Annotated in this window: 10 protein-coding genes; 7 read left to right on the top strand and 3 right to left on the bottom strand. The window is 63.2% G+C overall.

What is annotated here, in order from left to right:
• Window positions 1-465: 465 nt before the first annotated feature.
• Window positions 466-3,180 (top strand): PAS domain S-box protein, encoded by a 2,715-nt coding sequence (locus tag H7007_RS00530; protein ID WP_287152529.1) that lies wholly within the window; start codon window positions 466-468, stop codon window positions 3,178-3,180.
• A 362-nt stretch (window positions 3,181-3,542) separates the two neighbouring features.
• Here the strand turns inward: H7007_RS00530 and H7007_RS00535 are convergent, their stop codons facing one another.
• Both H7007_RS00535 and H7007_RS00540 read right to left on the bottom strand, forming a co-directional pair.
• Window positions 3,543-5,219 carry an Ig-like domain-containing protein gene (locus H7007_RS00535; RefSeq protein ID WP_287152530.1) on the bottom strand — a complete coding sequence of 559 codons (1,677 nt, stop codon included), beginning with the start codon at window positions 5,217-5,219 and terminating at the stop codon, window positions 3,543-3,545.
• Between the two features lie 567 nt (window positions 5,220-5,786).
• A complete protein-coding gene (locus tag H7007_RS00540; protein WP_287152531.1) occupies window positions 5,787-6,230 on the bottom strand; it encodes a hypothetical protein in 444 nt (147 codons plus the stop codon).
• A 747-nt stretch (window positions 6,231-6,977) separates the two neighbouring features.
• On the opposite strand from H7007_RS00540, the gene H7007_RS00545 reads away from it, so the two are divergent.
• Window positions 6,978-9,197 (top strand): sensor histidine kinase, encoded by a 2,220-nt coding sequence (locus H7007_RS00545; RefSeq protein ID WP_287152532.1) that lies wholly within the window; start codon window positions 6,978-6,980, stop codon window positions 9,195-9,197.
• Here H7007_RS00545 and H7007_RS00550 read toward each other — a convergent pair.
• Window positions 9,140-9,805, bottom strand: a complete 666-nt coding sequence (locus tag H7007_RS00550) for a TetR/AcrR family transcriptional regulator (RefSeq protein ID WP_287152533.1) — start codon at window positions 9,803-9,805, stop codon at window positions 9,140-9,142. The two genes, H7007_RS00545 and H7007_RS00550, sit on opposite strands and share 58 nt — an antisense overlap.
• Window positions 9,806-9,903: 98 nt before the next feature.
• Here H7007_RS00550 and H7007_RS00555 point away from each other — a divergent pair, with 98 nt between their 5' ends.
• From H7007_RS00555 to H7007_RS00575, 5 genes are all read left to right on the top strand, one after another.
• Entirely contained in the window at window positions 9,904-11,334 is a 1,431-nt protein-coding gene (locus H7007_RS00555; RefSeq protein ID WP_287152534.1) for a 4-hydroxyphenylacetate 3-hydroxylase family protein, read from the top strand.
• Between the two features lie 495 nt (window positions 11,335-11,829).
• Window positions 11,830-11,970, top strand: coding sequence for a hypothetical protein (locus H7007_RS00560; protein WP_287152535.1), 141 nt, complete (start codon window positions 11,830-11,832; stop codon window positions 11,968-11,970).
• 565 nt (window positions 11,971-12,535) lie between these two features.
• On the top strand, window positions 12,536-13,288 hold the full coding sequence (locus H7007_RS00565) for an ABC transporter ATP-binding protein (RefSeq protein ID WP_287152536.1): 753 nt from the start codon (window positions 12,536-12,538) through the stop codon (window positions 13,286-13,288).
• A complete protein-coding gene (locus H7007_RS00570; protein ID WP_287152537.1) occupies window positions 13,276-14,499 on the top strand; it encodes a SufB/SufD family protein in 1,224 nt (407 codons plus the stop codon). Before H7007_RS00565 ends, H7007_RS00570 begins: the two co-directional genes overlap by 13 nt.
• Window positions 14,500-14,732: 233 nt before the next feature.
• On the top strand, window positions 14,733-15,518 hold the full coding sequence (locus H7007_RS00575) for a hypothetical protein (protein ID WP_287152538.1): 786 nt from the start codon (window positions 14,733-14,735) through the stop codon (window positions 15,516-15,518).
• Window positions 15,519-15,617 lie beyond the last annotated feature (99 nt).

A 15,617-nucleotide genomic window follows, 5' to 3' on the forward strand; every position in this document is an offset into this window, starting at 1 on the left:
GAAAGAGGCGAAGGGCTCCGTGCCCGCATCGGGGGGAGGCGCTGGAGGCCGGCGCCGGGATCGAGAAGACGGGAGGGTGAGCGGGTAGGCTCCGGAAGGCATATGCAAAAGGGGAACATGCCTTCCCGCCGTGTGATATGCCTTGCGGATCGCCCCACGAACATTTTAGTCGAGCCCGGACGCGTCGGTCAGGCGAGCGTGGAGGAGTAAGTTGCTTGCCGGGACGGGAACGCGAGCCGGCGAAGGAAGGAACTCGTGGGGAGGTGACTCGTAGGCCAAAGAGCGGAAAAGTTGTAAAATCGAACCAAACGGCGGTACCTACGGTTTGCTGAACCCGCGTCCAGTTGTCCAGGGAAGGGTCCGTGTGACGTATTCCATTTAAGGCATGCGCGGTTCCTGGCAAGGACGGAAGTGCAGGATGCCATACGGCGTCACTTTGAGCGCATGGAGAAGGCAGAGAATCGGTTGAGCCTCTCGGGTGGGGGCGAATTCTTCCGCCTTTTGGTGGAGAACGCCCTGGACCTCATCGCCGTCCTGGACGGGGAGGGAAGGGTGGTCTTCGTCAGCCCCTCCGTGAAGCGCCTGCTCGGTTACGACGAGGAGGAGATCCTAGGCCGGAACATCATGGACTTCATCCACCCGGACGACAGGAAGAGGAGCTCCTCCAACCTGGAGACGGCCCTGAGACGGCCCGGCGTCACCCAGTACTCCCTGCAGCGCATCCGGCACAGGGACGGGACCTGGAGGTACCACGAGGCCAGCGCCCTGAACCTCCTCGGTGATTCAAGGGTAGGGGGTCTGGTGATCAACTCCCGCGACGTCACGGAGAGGATAAGCCTGGAGGAGCAGCTGCGGGAGAGCCGGAGGGAGATGGCCACCCTGCTCTCCAACCTGCCGGGAATGGCTTACCGCTGCCGCAACGACCCACAGTGGACCATGCTCTTCGCGAGCGAGGGCTGCCGGGAGCTCACAGGTTACTCTCCCGAGGAGCTCCGGGAAAACGCCGTGGTGTCCTACGCCGAGCTCATCCACCCCGAGGACCGGGACCGGGTGTGGAAGGAGGTTCAGTGGGCAGTGGAACGAAAAGAGCCCTTCCGGCTCCTCTACCGCATCCGCACCGCCGCCGGCGAGAGGAAGTGGGTGTGGGAGCAGGGGAGGGGTATTTTCTCCGACGACGGGGAGCTCCTGCACCTGGAGGGCTTCATCACCGACGTCACGGAACGGGTCTGGGCGGAGAGGGTCACCCGCCTGCAGCGCGACCTGGCCCAGGCGGCGGCATCCACCTTTGGGCTCGGCGAGTTCATGGAGTTGGCCATTGACATAATCTTCCAGCTCGGGGAGATAAGCCGCTGTGCTGTCTACCTGGTGGAGGGAGAGCGCGACTACCGGCTTTTCGGCCACCGCGGCCTTTCCGAGGCCGCGGCAGCGGAGGCGGGGTTCTTGTGCGGGAGCGGGGAGCTGGCGGAGGCGCTGGAGCGTGGGGAGACCGTCCAGGCGGAATGGGCCGAACTGCGCAGGAAGGCCGGGTTCCCGACGGGAGAGGAACCGTCAGCCGTGACCCTCGTGCCTTTGCGGTGGGAGGGGAGGACCGTGGGGTGCCTCCTCGCCGGGGCTCCCGGAGGAGGGATGTCCCCGGCCACCGTAGAGTTCGTGGAGGCGGCGGCGGCGCAGATGGCTCAGACCTGCGGCCGGCACAGGCTGCTGGACAGGCTCCGTGAATCGGAGGAAAGGTACCGGCTCCTCCTGGAGTTCGCGGGCGAGGCCATCTTCAGTTACGACCGCTCCCTAAAGGTGACGGGAGTGAACCGGAAGGCCTGCGAGATGATTGGCTACTCGCGTGAGGAATTGCTGGGGAAGAACGTCCTGGAGCTCGGGGTGGTCCACCCCGCGGATTATGAGAGGGTCCTTAAGGATATAGGCCGCCTCCTGGCGAGCGGGGGCATCAATAGCGACGAGATACGTTTCATACGCCGGGACGGCCGGGAGATGCTGGTGGAGGTCACCGGAGCCTCCCTGCTGGACAAGGAGGGCCGGGTGATCGAGATCGTCAACGTGGGGCGCGACATCACCGAGCGCAAGCGGACGGAGGAGGCGCTGCGGCGCAGCGAGGAGCGCTACCGCGCCACCTTCGAGGCTACCGGGACGGTGATGTTCCATGTGGACAGGAAAGCCGTGATAACCGACGCCAACCGCGAGGCGGAGAGGGTGTTCGGGTATTCCCGGGAGGAGATGGTAGGGAAGATGCGCTATATGGACCTCCTCGTGCCCGAAGACGTTGAACGGGTGAAAGAATATTCCAGAAAATTGCTCTCCGGGGAATTGTCCAGCCCCCTGCAGGTGGAGATTCTGGCCCGCCACCGCTCCGGCCGGGCCATCCCCGCCCTGATCACCGTGGCCATGCTCCCGGGCCTGGAGGAGAGCGTCGTCTCCCTCCTGGACATCTCGGAGAAGGAGGAATACGAGCAGGAGCTGAAGAGGAGAGCAGAGGAGATGCGCGATTTCCTGGACATCGCCGCCCACGAGCTGCGCCATCCGGCCACCCTGCTCAAAGGCTATGCCGTTACCCTCAGGGAGAACTGGAGCCGAATGGACGAGGAGATCCGCTCCGAGGCGCTGCGGGCCATAGACAAGGGGGCCGACCGGCTGGTAGGTGTCGTGGAGGAGCTACTGGAGGCCGCCCGGGTGGAAGGGGACCGCATGAGGCTGGACCTCAGGGAGGTGGAACCCGGAGAGCTGGCGCGGCGGGCGGTGGAGGAGATGCGGGCCAGGTTCCCGGACCGCGATATGGAAGTCCGCGTGGCGCCTGGCCTGGGGACGCTCCGGGCCGACGCCGAGAGGCTGCTGCGCCTCCTGGTCATCCTCATCGACAACGCGGTGAAGTATTCCCCCCGGGGGACCCCCGTGGAGGTGGAGGTCGATGGGGAAGAGGGCGCGGTGCGGTTCACGGTGCTGGACCGCGGGCGGGGAGTGCCCCAGGAAGACCGCGAGCGCATCTTCGAGCGCTTCTACCAGGTGGAGGACGTCATGCACCATGCGGGGCCGGGGCTGGGCCTGGGGCTGTACATCGGGAGGAGCATCGCCGAGGCCCACGGCGGCAAAATATGGTATGAGCCGCGACCAGGAGGGGGTTCCGCCTTCCGCTTCACCGTCCCCCTGGACCGGCCCTACGGGACATCCTGATCTTTAGCTTCGCCGTCCCCCTGCGCCGCACTCGGGAACGTCCTTAAGACGGGCAATCCGTCTCAGCCCGCGCTTTTGGCCTCGCTGTCCGGTGGCCAACGATCCCTTCCCGAAGCGGTTCCGGAGTTCGGGTAGAAGAAACGAAGGATCCATGTGTGGCCAAAATGATGGACCATATATGGTCATATGTCTTTATCCACCACCCGTCCTTCAACGGACAGAGCCCTTATCCTGTGCCCACGTTGATTTCGGATTATAAACGGGCATACGGGTGTAATGAGCGCGTCCCCGATCCCACCGCGGCATCGATACGACAAAGCTTGTGCTTGGCCGAAACGACCCTGGGCCCGGCCGGGTGCCGTTCAGGGCTGGACCATGAGAATGCAGACCACGGTGGCGGAATAATTACCTGGCAAGTCCTCCCAGGCCAGCTGGAGGAGGAGGTCCAGGTCCACGTAGCTTCCTCCCGGTTGCGGGGTGCGGTTCGGTGCGGGGTCGTATACCGGTACCTCAGCAAGGGTGAAGGGGGACCATGTGCCTGCGCCGCTGGTCCTCCACTGCAGGTGGGATATGGGGATGACCGCCGGCGGGTCCTGCGAGGCGTCGGTGAGGTCGGAGTCGGCCCGCAGGAAGAGGTTCCACCCGGTGGAGCTGAGGATGTTGAGCCTTACCGCGTAGGGGGGCGTGCCCCCGCCGATGACGAAGGGTGAGCTCTCCGGGCTGATGCTCCCGAAACTCACGCTTCCTCCGCCTGGGGTGCCGTCTCGGTTGTAGGTCCCCACCAGAGAAAGGGAGAGGATGTCCGCGGTGCGGAAGGACCAGGAGTAAGCGGCGGGGAGCGGGTTGCCCGCCAGGTCGGTGATGCCCGTGGTGAGGGTTGCGGTATAGACATATCCATAGAAGAGGTTCCCGTCGGGGTCGAAGGTGGCGGTCATGCTCACCGGGTCGTAGGTCACGGTGCCCGACACGGGCATCCCCTCCTCGTCCACCAGGGTGAAGGTGCTCGCGTTGATGGACGCCGCCGACATGCCGTTGGCTTCGGAGAAGGTGGCGGAGATGAGGGAATCCACGGGCAGGTTCAGGCTGCCCGGCGGGGGAGATACCGAGGATACCTGGGGCGGGGTCCAGTCCACCACCACGGTCACCCCGGCTCCGGGTACCTCCTGGTTGTCCACCCGGTCCGTGGCCCGGCTCCGGATATTGTAGGTGCCCTCGGCGGGGATGTCCCACTGGTAGCTCCAGGAGGAGTAATCCCCCGGGGCAACAGGGTCGGCGGCATGCCAGCTGCCTCCTCCGTCCGTCGATACCTCGACCCCCCCGACCCCGCTGGGATCGGGAAGCGGATCGGAGGAAACGCCACGAACGATATAGGTATTGGCGTTGGTGTATTCCATGTCCGCCGGTGCGGTCACCGTGGAGACGGGCGGGGTGATATCGTAGATGAAGACGGCCTGGATGAGGTCGAAGTACACCCTTGTTCTCGTCAGTTCATAGGACCCCACGGCCGTCCCGGCGTCGGCGAAGCGGAGCCGGAACTGTCCTGTCGAGCTCACGAAGCGTCGAGCGAGGGCCTGGTCGCTCACGCTCATGGTGAGCGTCCCGTCCGGAGTGGTGGGGAAACTTCCCAGGAAATACCAGAAGTTGTACCAGTTGCCAGCGGTGAAGTCGTAGAACTGTACGTACCAGGACTCGACGGCATCGTTCTGGTAGCCTTCCAGATCCACGCGAAGGCCCAAGAGTTTCTCCAGAGGGGCCTCGCTAAAGGTCTGCCAGGAGTTGAACCTGATGTCCAGGCGCGCGTTGCCGTTGATGTCTAACCTCTCGCGGTATTGCAGATAGGCGTTGTCGCTTGTCCAGGTGTCTTGGAATGTGCCGGACACCCGCTGGCCTATGGTGATCGAGGGCAAGGCGGTTATGAGCTTGTATGCGGAGTCGGCGCCTGCGGGAGGCGGAGAAGGCAAAAGCGTGGCGGAAAGCAGGAGGACCCCCGCCAGAATGGCCGCCGTCCGCTCCCAGATGTCCTTACCGAACCCTCTCATCGCCTCGAACCTTCGACGCGTATGCCGCTCTTTTCCTTCTTCCGGCACTTTCACACCATTCACCGCTTTATCCCCACATCGCCTGCCATGTGTTTCGCCTCTCGGCTTGGCCGGCATAGCGACACTCCTTAATTGGTTGGTCCGGTTTTCTTGTCCTGGACATATTCCTCCATTATCTTTTTCGGTCGCCGGAGGGCGATTTTACACTCCCCACGACGTGAGGAGCCTTTCCGCCGGCCAGCGGGCGAAAAGCGAGGACGACCGGTCTTCTCGCCGGCCTGACCGCCTCCCATCCGCATGGCCGTGCCGGGGTGTGTTCGTGTTTCCTTTCCCTTCCGGGAGGGAGAGGAGCCGTTCCTTGCCTGGCCACATCGAGGTGGAGGCCATTCCGGGGAATGTCTGCCCATGCTATAGAAGCGCCGATCTCGCACCCTCCGCGTTCGGTCGCCGGGAGCCTTGAAGAGACCATGCGCAGGTGGCGGGGCTCCCATAGGATTCACATCCCCGGTGCCCTCCAAAACGTGGCCGACTTGCGGCCGAAAATGGCACATGAATGACTTCATCTCCTCACCCCACCGTCCCTTTTGCCCTCCTCTTTATCCTCCATATGACGAGGATGGCCGTGGCGAGGACGAGCGCCGAACAGGTGGCGAGCAAAACGTACGGGAATATCGGACCTCCTGGAGCGGGGGGAGGCGGTAGGACCTCGAGTTCGAGGAGCACCGCCAGGCCGCCGGTGAAGGCTATGCCCCCGGGTTTTTCCTGTTTGGGGATGAAGGCCAGGGCGAAGCGGTAGCCGCCCGTTGGAGAGGCGGGAGGGGGTTGGACACGGAAGGAAAAATCTCCCCTGGAATTCGGCTCCAGGGAGAGCTCATCGCTTTCCGGCTCCACCCAGAGGCACCGCTCACTCCTCTTCAGAACCGTCGAATCCCCCTCTCCGGACAAGACCTCCAGTACGCTGGGCTGCAGAAGAAGTCGGTTGCTCCCCTGGTTGATCACGCTCACCTTCACGGAAGCCGCCTCGCCCGGGGCAAGGCTCAGAGATACGTGGGTGGGGGTGACGGAGACCACATCCTGGCCCAGGCAGGGCAAGCTTGATGCAAGGAGTATCAGGCCCGCGACTGGTAGAAGGTTCCAGAATCCGCGGTACCGCGTGTCGCTTTTACCGAGCCGGCAGCGCGGGGCAAAAAGGGGATGGAGTGCCTGACGACGGGTGGGACCGCCCGCTGCCCTTTTAGTCCTTTTCAAGGGGCGCACCTCCGACCTCTTTATCCTCCGGCGCTCCTCGACCTCCCCAGCCGCTAGCCGGTTCTTCCAGCCCGTGGCAGCACGACGGTGGATACCCCTTGCCCCTCGCCGCCTTTACCCCCACGCCACGCGGCGTGCCTCGAGCATTGCCGCCGGCCTTCTCGCGAGCACGGATGAACTCCGCCGGAGAGGGTCACCCTCCGGTTTGACCGCCTCGTCCTGAATAATATTCTTCGCACCTTCCCCCTGCGCCTTCCCGGAGCACATACCAACTCTTTTATGGCGAAAAACGGGTCTTTGCGGGAAACATCCTTGGAACTTGAGAAGAATCGAGCCTCGGCCATCCTTCGGCAAGGAAGCCAAAGACTTTCATTTAAGGTTGCAGGGGAATAGAGCGGAAACAGGAGTGACCTTAAAGGGAATGGGTGCCCATTACTCATGGCCCCGGGCCTTTGAGCGTCCCCGAGCGGGGAGGGTTCAAGGCCGCCGAAGTGCGTAGGGGTAGATGAGATGGTGGAGATCGTGTTCGCGGTCCTTGCCTCCACCTTCAGCCTTTTCCTTTCCCTTACCGTTTACCGGGCCCGCCCGGATGCTTTCCTCAACCGAACGCTGGCGACGGCGTTCCTTTTCTTCGGCGCGTGGATCGCCTGTTCCTTCTGTCACCTTCTTCTGGTGGACCCCAGTCCCTATTTCGTCACCAGGATGTACCGGATATGCTATTTCCTGGTGGTGCTGGCCACCGGTTTCCTATTCCTTTTCGCCTTGGGTTTTCTGAGGGACGGCCGGCCGGAAAAAAGAACCATACGGATTATGGCGGCGGCCATCCTGTCCCTGGCCCTTCTCAACCTCACCGGCCTCACCCTGCGTAGAGCTACATATCATGCCGGCGTCTACACTCAGAAGAACGGTCCTCTGTACGCGGTCTTCGTGTTTACGGAAGCGGTTCTGGGAGGTGGGGCCCTCCTCTGTCTGGAGATGAAGCGCCGCCGCAGCCGGGGGACCGACCGCGCCCGCGTCACCTACATCCTGGCCGGCTTCGGGGTCTATATACCTCTGGCCATCCTCCTGGCGCTGGTGCTCCCGGGCCTCATGGAGAGGGACGTCACCACCATCTACGCCTATTATCTGTCCGTCCTGCCCCTGGGATGCACCGCATATGCACTCCTCAAACATAGGCTATTGGACGTGCGCCTAGCGGTTCGCTACTCCTTCACCTACCTCGTGGCCATCCTCATCTTCGGCTTGCCGCTCCTTTCCTTATACTTGGCCTTCAGTTCCCTCTGGAGGTACGACTCACGAGTATATGCGGCATTGTCGGCCTCCATCCTGGCCCTGGCCGTGACCCTCACCCCGGCGGTCCTGCGCTGGTCTGGGCGCCTGGCCTCCCGCCTTTTCTTCGCCGGGCTTTATGACGAGGTGGAGCTTCTGCACCGTTCCTCGGAGACAATCATGCAACAGGAGGACGTCCGCCGGGGTGTGGCGGAGGCCGCGGTGTTGGTCTGCAGGAGGCTTGGGCTTCGAGAGCTGACGGCCGTTGTCCCCGATACCGTGACCGAGGGGAGAGGGACGTGGCTCATGGGAGCCCGCTGGGAAGGTGACGGCCCAAAGGGTTTCGTGGAGGTCGCCCGGGACAACTCACCGCTTTACGGGCTGCGCGAGGAGACCATCCTCTTCGAGGACAGGGGCTCCGCAACGGAGGATTCCAGGGAGCGGGCGGCGAGGGCGGAACTGGCCTCGACAGGGATGGTGGCCGCCATTCCCTTATGGGGTCCGGGCGGCGTCCAGGGGACGCTTCTGGTGGGAGAGAAACCCAACCGACTGGCTTTGGACCCTCTGGATTTGAAGTTCTTGGAAGATTTTGCAAGAAGGATAGGCCTGTTCGTCGAACATTACCTGCTCTCCTTCAGGCTGATCTCCAAGGTGGAGGAGCTCACCCGGGCCAGAGACCTGCTGGAGGAATCGGATCGCTTCAAGACGGACATCATCAATCTCACTTCTCACGAGTTCCGCACACCTCTGACCGTTCTCCAGGGGTTCGCCGGTTTCTTGGCGGAGAGGTTCGACGACCTGAAAGACGAGGAGAAAAAGGATTTCCTTGACTACATGCTGCAGGCCTGCCGCCGCCTGGTGAGGCTGGTGGACGAGTTTTACATCGTTTCGCTCTTGAAAAGCGGAAAAGTGAGCCCCTCTCCCGCGCGACATGCGCTTTCGGACATCTTCGAGGATGCCGTGCGCAGTCTGGAGGAGAGGGGGGAAAGCCGCGTGCGCGTAATGCTCGAGGAGGGCGACAAGGAAATCTACGTCGATCGCCGCCTATTGTTGCTGTGCCTGAGGCATCTTTTGGAGAACGCCCTGCGCTACAGCGAACCCGGTACCCCGGTGGTATTGAGTGGGGGAAGCGGAAAGGGTGGGACGTGGATAACGGTGAAAGATCACGGCGAGGGGATACCGCCGGAGGTGGTGGAGGGGATGTTCGAGCCCTTCACCCGTCTGGAGGAGACGGACAAACACAAGGAGGGCATAGGGCTCGGTCTGTACATCGTACGCCTGACCGCCGAGATGCTGGGCATGAGTATCCGGGTGGATTCCCGGCCCGGAGAAGGAAGCACTTTTGGACTGCATCTTCCCCCGTCGGGTCCTCTGGGTGTAGCGCAGGCTCCGCGGCCTGGGCTTCAGCCCGCCGGCGGCGTTCCGGAGGCGCCTTCGGAGGGAATGGAGATGTTTATCTGATAGGTCCGGGGCTCGGGGGGCTTTCCGATTCCTCTGGTAAGGATTTCCATGAGAGGGTCCACGAAATCAGGGAGTTCCTCCCTCCTTTCCTTGAGGTGCCAGCGGAAGAAGATATGCTCGATGGTCCCCAGGAGGATGGAGCGCACCAGGTAAGGGTCGATGTCCTTACGGAATTCGCCGGACTCCATCCCCTCCTTGATGGCCTCCAGGAGGATGGCGGCGGCTTTCTTCACCGCCTGATAGCCCTCGGCATCCATGAACTTGCGGTTGTGTTTGAGGTTCAGGAGCACCAGGGAAGAATAATAGGGGTTTTCCTTGTACAGCCGGTAATAGCCGTAGACGATGGCCCGGATCTTGTTGGCCGCTCCCCTGATGAAGGGTGCCATACCCTCCAGGAAGTCCACCGCCTGCCGGGTTATCTCGCCGGGAATGGCGAAGAGGAGGTCCTCCTTGCTCCCGAAGTACTCGTAGATGGTGGCCTCGGAGACGCCGGCGGCGCGGGCGATCTCGGAGATGGTGGCGTTATAATAGCCCTTTTCGCCGAAGACCTTGAGGGCAGCGTCTATGATGGTTGTGAATTTATCGCGGCTTTTAAAATCATTCCCCATTGATTAACCCCAATTTAAATATTAATTATGAAATTGACATGATTATTATAGTTGGTCTATATTGAAAAGGCAATCGGCAAACCACGACTTGGGAGGGGATGAAGATGATCCGTACCGGGGCCGAATATCGGGAGAGCCTGAAGTCCATGAGGCCGAACATCTATATGAGCGGGGAAGTCTTGGGCCGGGAGAACCTCCCGGGCACGGAGATCCTCGAGCTGACATGCGAGCTGGCGCATAACAAGGAACTGCAGCACCTGACGACCGCCAAGTCTCACCTCACCGGGGAGACCATCAACCGCTTCTGCCACATCCACCAGAACGAGCAGGACCTCCTGGCCAAGCAGGAGATGACCCGGGTGGCGGCGCGCATGGTGGGCGGGTGCATCGCCCGCTGCATGGGCATTGACGCTATGAACGCCCTATCGGTGATCACCTACCAGTGCGATCAGGTGCACGGCACGGAGTACCACCAGCGGTGGCTGGAATACCTGAAATACTGGCAGGCCAACGACATAGTGGGTTGCTGCGCCCAGTCGGACGTCAAGGGGCACCGCAAGCGCCGCCCCCACGAGCAGACCGACCCCGACCTCTACCTGCGGGTCATCGAGAAGAGGAAGGACGGCATCGTGGTGCGGGGCGCCAAGGCCCATAACTCCTTCGCCCCCCTGGCCCACGAGATAATCGCCATCCCTACCCGCTTCCTGACCCCCGAGGAGGGGCCTTGGGCGGTGGCCTTCGCCGTTCCCGGGGACTGGCCGGGGGTCAAGCTGGTGTGCCGTGGGGCGCGCTACCGCGACCGCGTGCCGGAGGTGGCCTCACCCCTCTCAGGCAAGGGGGAGATCGAGTCCCTGACCATCTTCGACGACGTCTTCGTGCCCTGGGAAAGGGTATTTTTATGCGGGGAGACGGAGTTCGGCGGGCAGCTGGCCCTGCTCTTCGCCCTCTACCACCGCCATTCCTACACCGGCTGCAAGCCGGCCATGTCCGACGTCATCATGGGAACCACGGCGCTGGTGGCCGAATACAACGGCATTGAGCGCGAGCCCCACGTGCGCCACAACCTGGCCGAGCTCATCAGCGTGGCCGAGCTGGTCTACGGGTGCGGCATCGCGGCGGCGGTGAAGTCCTCCAAGGCCCCCTCCGGGACCCAGATACCGGATGTGGTGTTCTGCAACGTGGCCCGCAAACACGCCGGAGTGAACCTCTACCACGAATACGACATCCTGGCCGAGGTGGCGGGCGGGCTCCCGGCCACCCTCCCCTACAGCGAGGAGTTCGCCAGCCCGGAGGTGGGGGAGCTGGTCAAGAAATACCTGGCCCGCAAGGACGGCGTGAGCCCGGAGAACATCTACAAGTGCTTCGCCTGGATAAGCGACCTCTCCTGCTCCTCCATGGCCGGGGTCATGCAGTACGCCGGGGTGCACGGGGGCGGTTCGCCGATCATGGAGGACATCGCCATCCTGGGGACCTATAACATCGAGGAGAAGAAGCAAATCGCCAAGTTCCTGGCCGGCATCCAGGATTGAGGGGAAGGAAAGAGGCCCTCATCGAGCCGTGGATCGCGGGGGATCAACGAAGCCCGGCAGCTCTCCACTGCCGGGCTTTCCCGTTATCCGGTTGCGTCCGGGAACCGATCGACCGGAGAGGAAGCGATAGTGGTGCGGTGCTCACAGGGTTGAGCGGCGGTAGGAGCGGGGTTGCCATTGATGACACACTCTCCAGCGGCATCCGTTCCGGGCCTCAGGGGGTCATGTCGGCGTTCCTTTTCCGGGGTAAGAAGGGCAGCACCGATGTCACCCCCACCGATTATCCTCTTAATGCGGGCAAGAAGGCGTGGAAAAAGGCACGGAGGATTGGGGAAGAAAGGGGGATGCGGAACGCTTCCGCAGGCCAGGGTTTCGCGAGGGCGCATTCCGCATGATGTCGGACCGCGTAGGCACGGGGTTCGCGGCGCGGGAAGGAATGCGGTTCGCGGCGTGGAATGTTGGGATAGAAGGCGGCCGAGGGAGGGAGAGGTTATCTTGTGTAACCTGTTTCCGCGGGGGGAATGCCGGGATTGCCCCTTCCTGACCTGCAACAACCACCCGCAGTTCCCCCAGGTGCAGAAGCACGTCCAGGAGCTTCTCAAGGCCGGGATGAAGGCCACGGGTAGCGGGGGCTGAACCCGCCCCGGTCCGGTTTTCACGGGCCTTTCCCGTGATCCGGGGAGAGGCAAGGAGGGCGGGTGGCGCTCAATGCAGCCGCGCCGGTAGGGCGGGACGTGCACCGTGTGCCCAGTGGGTATTCCTGGAAGCGAGATCGTTATCCAGGTCGTATCCCCGCGTTCCTTCCGATTCATGAAGGCCCGACTCTCCTCGTGGTTCAGTGTTGAGGGAGATGGGATTTTCCCTTCTAGACGAAGAGGGGAGCCCCGGTTGGGTGTTTCAAGCCTCCGAATGGGAGCCTTTTCCTCGGTGGCTCTAGGGAAGCGGCGGCGATTTCTTGAGCCACCCCTTGAAGAGCGGAGACGTCGGGGTGCATGGGCAGGGTCTCTCCGGTGGCGGAAGGGATTTCTCAGGCGCTTGTGCGCCGGGAGTAAAATGGTGACGAAGGCACTTTCGAGCCGAGTGTGAGGGACGAAGAGGGATCGGGGAATACGGGCAGCAGGTGTCGCGGCAAAGACCTGGAGGAAGACTCGGGAGCCTCCACACAATGGACACCATGCGTCTTGGATTGGGAGGTGGCGACTTGGAGGAGGCAAGGGAGGATAAGGAGACCGTCCTCAGGGTGGAGGACCTTCACGTGGAGGTGGAGGGAAGGCGGATCCTTCACGGGGTCAACCTGGAGATCAAATGCGGCGAGACCCACGTGCTCTTCGGGCCTAACGGCTCGGGCAAGACCACCCTGCTCATGGCGGTCATGGGTTTCCCCCGCTATCGGGTGACCCGGGGCAGGATATTCCTGGGAGAGGAGGACATAACCGGCTTACCGCCAAACGAGAGGGCCAGGCGGGGGATCGGCATCATGTTCCAGCGGCCGCCCACGGTCAGGGGGGTTTCGCTGGCCCAGATAGTGGCCCTCTGTTCGCGGGACAGCGTGGACGTGGAGGGGCTGGCGGCGGACCTCAACCTGGGCGATTTCCTCTCCCGCGACGTGAACCACGGCTTCTCCGGAGGGGAGATAAAGCGCTCCGAGCTCCTGCAGCTCCTGGCCCAGGACCCCCGGGTCGTGCTCCTGGACGAGCCGGAATCCGGGGTGGACATGGAGAACCTTCAGCTGGTGGGCAGGGCCATACGCAAGCTGCTGCAGAAGGACCTCCGCCGCCGCCGCACCCGCTGCGGCCTGATCATTACCCATACCGGGTACATCCTGGATTACGTGGAGGCTGACGTGGGGCACGTGCTCTGCGACGGGGCCATCGTCTGTTCCGGCAACCCGAGGGAACAGCTGGAAGGGATACGGCGCTACGGGTTCGAGGAGTGCGCGCGATGCACACGTTGAGGGAGATCGAGGAGAGGGCCAGGGCGGCGGCGGACAAACCCGCTCCCTACGGGAGCGACCTCGACCTCGCGGCCTACATCGACGAGGCCCCCGAACGTTCCTACGTAGATTCCCTGGAGCAGCTTGAGGAGCTCGGCGAGGAGGAACTGGCGCGAGCCGGGGTAGTGAAGGGCGGCCGCCAGCGGTCGGGTTCCTTCGTGCAGATAGACGGCTCGGTGGTGCATCGCAAGGCCCTGGAGAAGGGGCTGGAGATACTGAGTACCCGGGAAGCCCTGGAAAAATATGACTGGCTTTGGGGCTATTACTGGAAGGCCGTGGCCGTGGACTCCGACAAGTACACGGCGGCGGTGGAGATGGGGCCCTATGAGGGCTACTTCATGCGCGCCCTCCCCGGATCGCGGACCATCTATCCCCTGCAGGCCTGCCTGTACATCCGGGAGCCCCGCTTCGTGCAGAGGGTGCACAACATCATCATCGCCGAGGAGGGCTCGGAGCTGCACATCATCACCGGGTGCGCCAGCGAGCACCGCATCCAGGCCGGGCTGCACCTGGGCGTCTCGGAGTTCTACGTGAAGAAGGGCGCCAGGATAACCTTCACCATGGTGCATAACTGGGCGGAGGGCATGGACGTCCGGCCCCGCAGCGGGATAGTGGTGGAGGAAGGCGGGCTCTTCATGTCCAATTACGTGGTCATGGAGCCCGTCCGCTCACTGCAGCTCTATCCCACGGCGAGGCTGGTGGGAGAGGGGGCGACGGCCCGCTTCCACTCCATCCTGGTGGCTCAGCCGGGGAGCGAGATGGACGTGGGCTCCCGGGTCATCCTGAGCGCTCCCCGCTGCAGCGCGGAGATCGTGTCCAGGGCCATCACCAAGGGAGGTTACATAGCGGCGAGGGGACACATCCGCGGGGAGGTGGGAGGCGTGAGGGCCCACCTGGAGTGCCGGGGCCTCATCCTCGACGAGCGGGGGGTGATTCACGCCGTTCCCGAACTGGAGGGCAGGGCGGAGGACGTGGACATGTCCCATGAGGCCGCGGTGGGGAAGATCGCCCAGGAGGAAGTGGAATACCTCATGGCCCGGGGGTTGAGCGAGGAGGAGGCCGTCTCCACCATCGTCCGCGGCTTCCTGAACGTGAAGATAGAGGGACTCCCCCCGCTCCTGGAGCGGGAGATGAGGCGCATGATGGAGCTCTCGGAGGAAAAAGCCCTCTGAAGGACCGTACGTGGACGACGGGCGATCCGCAGGAGGCCATGCCAAAGGGCGGTTTTCGGTTCACCCATATGAGAGCGGCAATGGGCGTATTGGAGCTTGCATCGCTTCACGCTCCTCCCATGCTACGTTTCAGCCCCTGACGGGACCAGCCGATAATGGTCATAAGAAAATCCCGCTCGCCATGCTATATTGGCGGGGAGCGGGAAGTCACCTTTTCCGGGTGGAGAGCGGTGATGTGGAAGAAAGCGGCGATTCTGGTCCTGGTGGTCGCCCTGCTGGCGGGGGGCGCGGCGGTGGCCTCCTGGAGGCTGGCGGAAGAGGATAAGACCCCGGAAGCCGAGCCCTCCTCCGAGTCCCAAGGGAGCTTTCAGGAGCGCCTCCAGGAGACACTGGCGCCGGAGGGGGAAGTCTCCCCGAGCGCGTCGGAAAGCGCGGATGCGGCAGAGGCTCCCGCGGAGGGAGCCCAGTCGGCGGACAGCCGCACGGGCGAGGATTTCTCCTACACCTCACCGGGGCAGAGATATGTCACCGAGACCCAGAGACACCAGAACTTCCTGCGCGCGGTGGCCGAGGGAAGGGTGACCCGCCTGGACGTGGTGAGCACGGACGTGCGGCCGGTGGGGGACCCCAACACCTCCTACGTCTATTTCACCCTCTCCACCACGGACGGCGGGACCAGCAACGGGACCATGGTCATGAGGTTCGAGGACGGGATGTGGAGGATAGCGGCGGTGAACCAGCTCAGGGGGGATCTGGGAGGAGGGACCGATTACCGGGTCCCCTCCAGCTTCGAGGAGGACCTGGCCCGGGAGATAGCCGAGCTGCAGCCCTTCCTGACCAAGGTGGCGGAAGGAAGGCTGGATTACCTGGCCGTGTACTCAGTTTCCCGCCCTTCCGAGAACGAGTCGGTGCTCACCGGGGTGGTGGCTGGGGTGGGGGGAAGGGTGGTCCCATCGGAGATGCGCCTCCGGCGCGACTACGGGATATGGCACATCACCTTTATCACCAACCCCCCTTGACGTCGTCCGGAGGAGGAGAAGTGTTACCGACCCTCCCGGCAAGTGCCCGAAGGGGCGTGAGAGAACCGGGTCCCTTTCAAGGTGTCAGGGAGAGAGAAG

Source organism: Candidatus Solincola tengchongensis, assembly GCF_015711935.1.
Lineage (GTDB): Bacteria > Actinomycetota > Geothermincolia > Geothermincolales > RBG-13-55-18 > Solincola_A > Solincola_A tengchongensis.

Excerpts from the sequence above, each read along its gene's own strand:
- H7007_RS00545 (WP_287152532.1), top strand. The coding sequence starts at position 6,978 with ATGGTGGAGATCGTGTTCGCGGTCCTTGCCTCCACCTTCAGCCTTTTC.
- H7007_RS00555 (WP_287152534.1), top strand. The coding sequence starts at position 9,904 with ATGAAGATGATCCGTACCGGGGCCGAATATCGGGAGAGCCTGAAGTCC.
- H7007_RS00535 (WP_287152530.1), bottom strand. The coding sequence starts at position 5,219 with ATGAGAGGGTTCGGTAAGGACATCTGGGAGCGGACGGCGGCCATTCTG.
- H7007_RS00550 (WP_287152533.1), bottom strand. The coding sequence starts at position 9,805 with ATGGGGAATGATTTTAAAAGCCGCGATAAATTCACAACCATCATAGAC.
- H7007_RS00570 (WP_287152537.1), top strand. The coding sequence starts at position 13,276 with ATGCACACGTTGAGGGAGATCGAGGAGAGGGCCAGGGCGGCGGCGGAC.
- H7007_RS00575 (WP_287152538.1), top strand. The coding sequence starts at position 14,733 with ATGTGGAAGAAAGCGGCGATTCTGGTCCTGGTGGTCGCCCTGCTGGCG.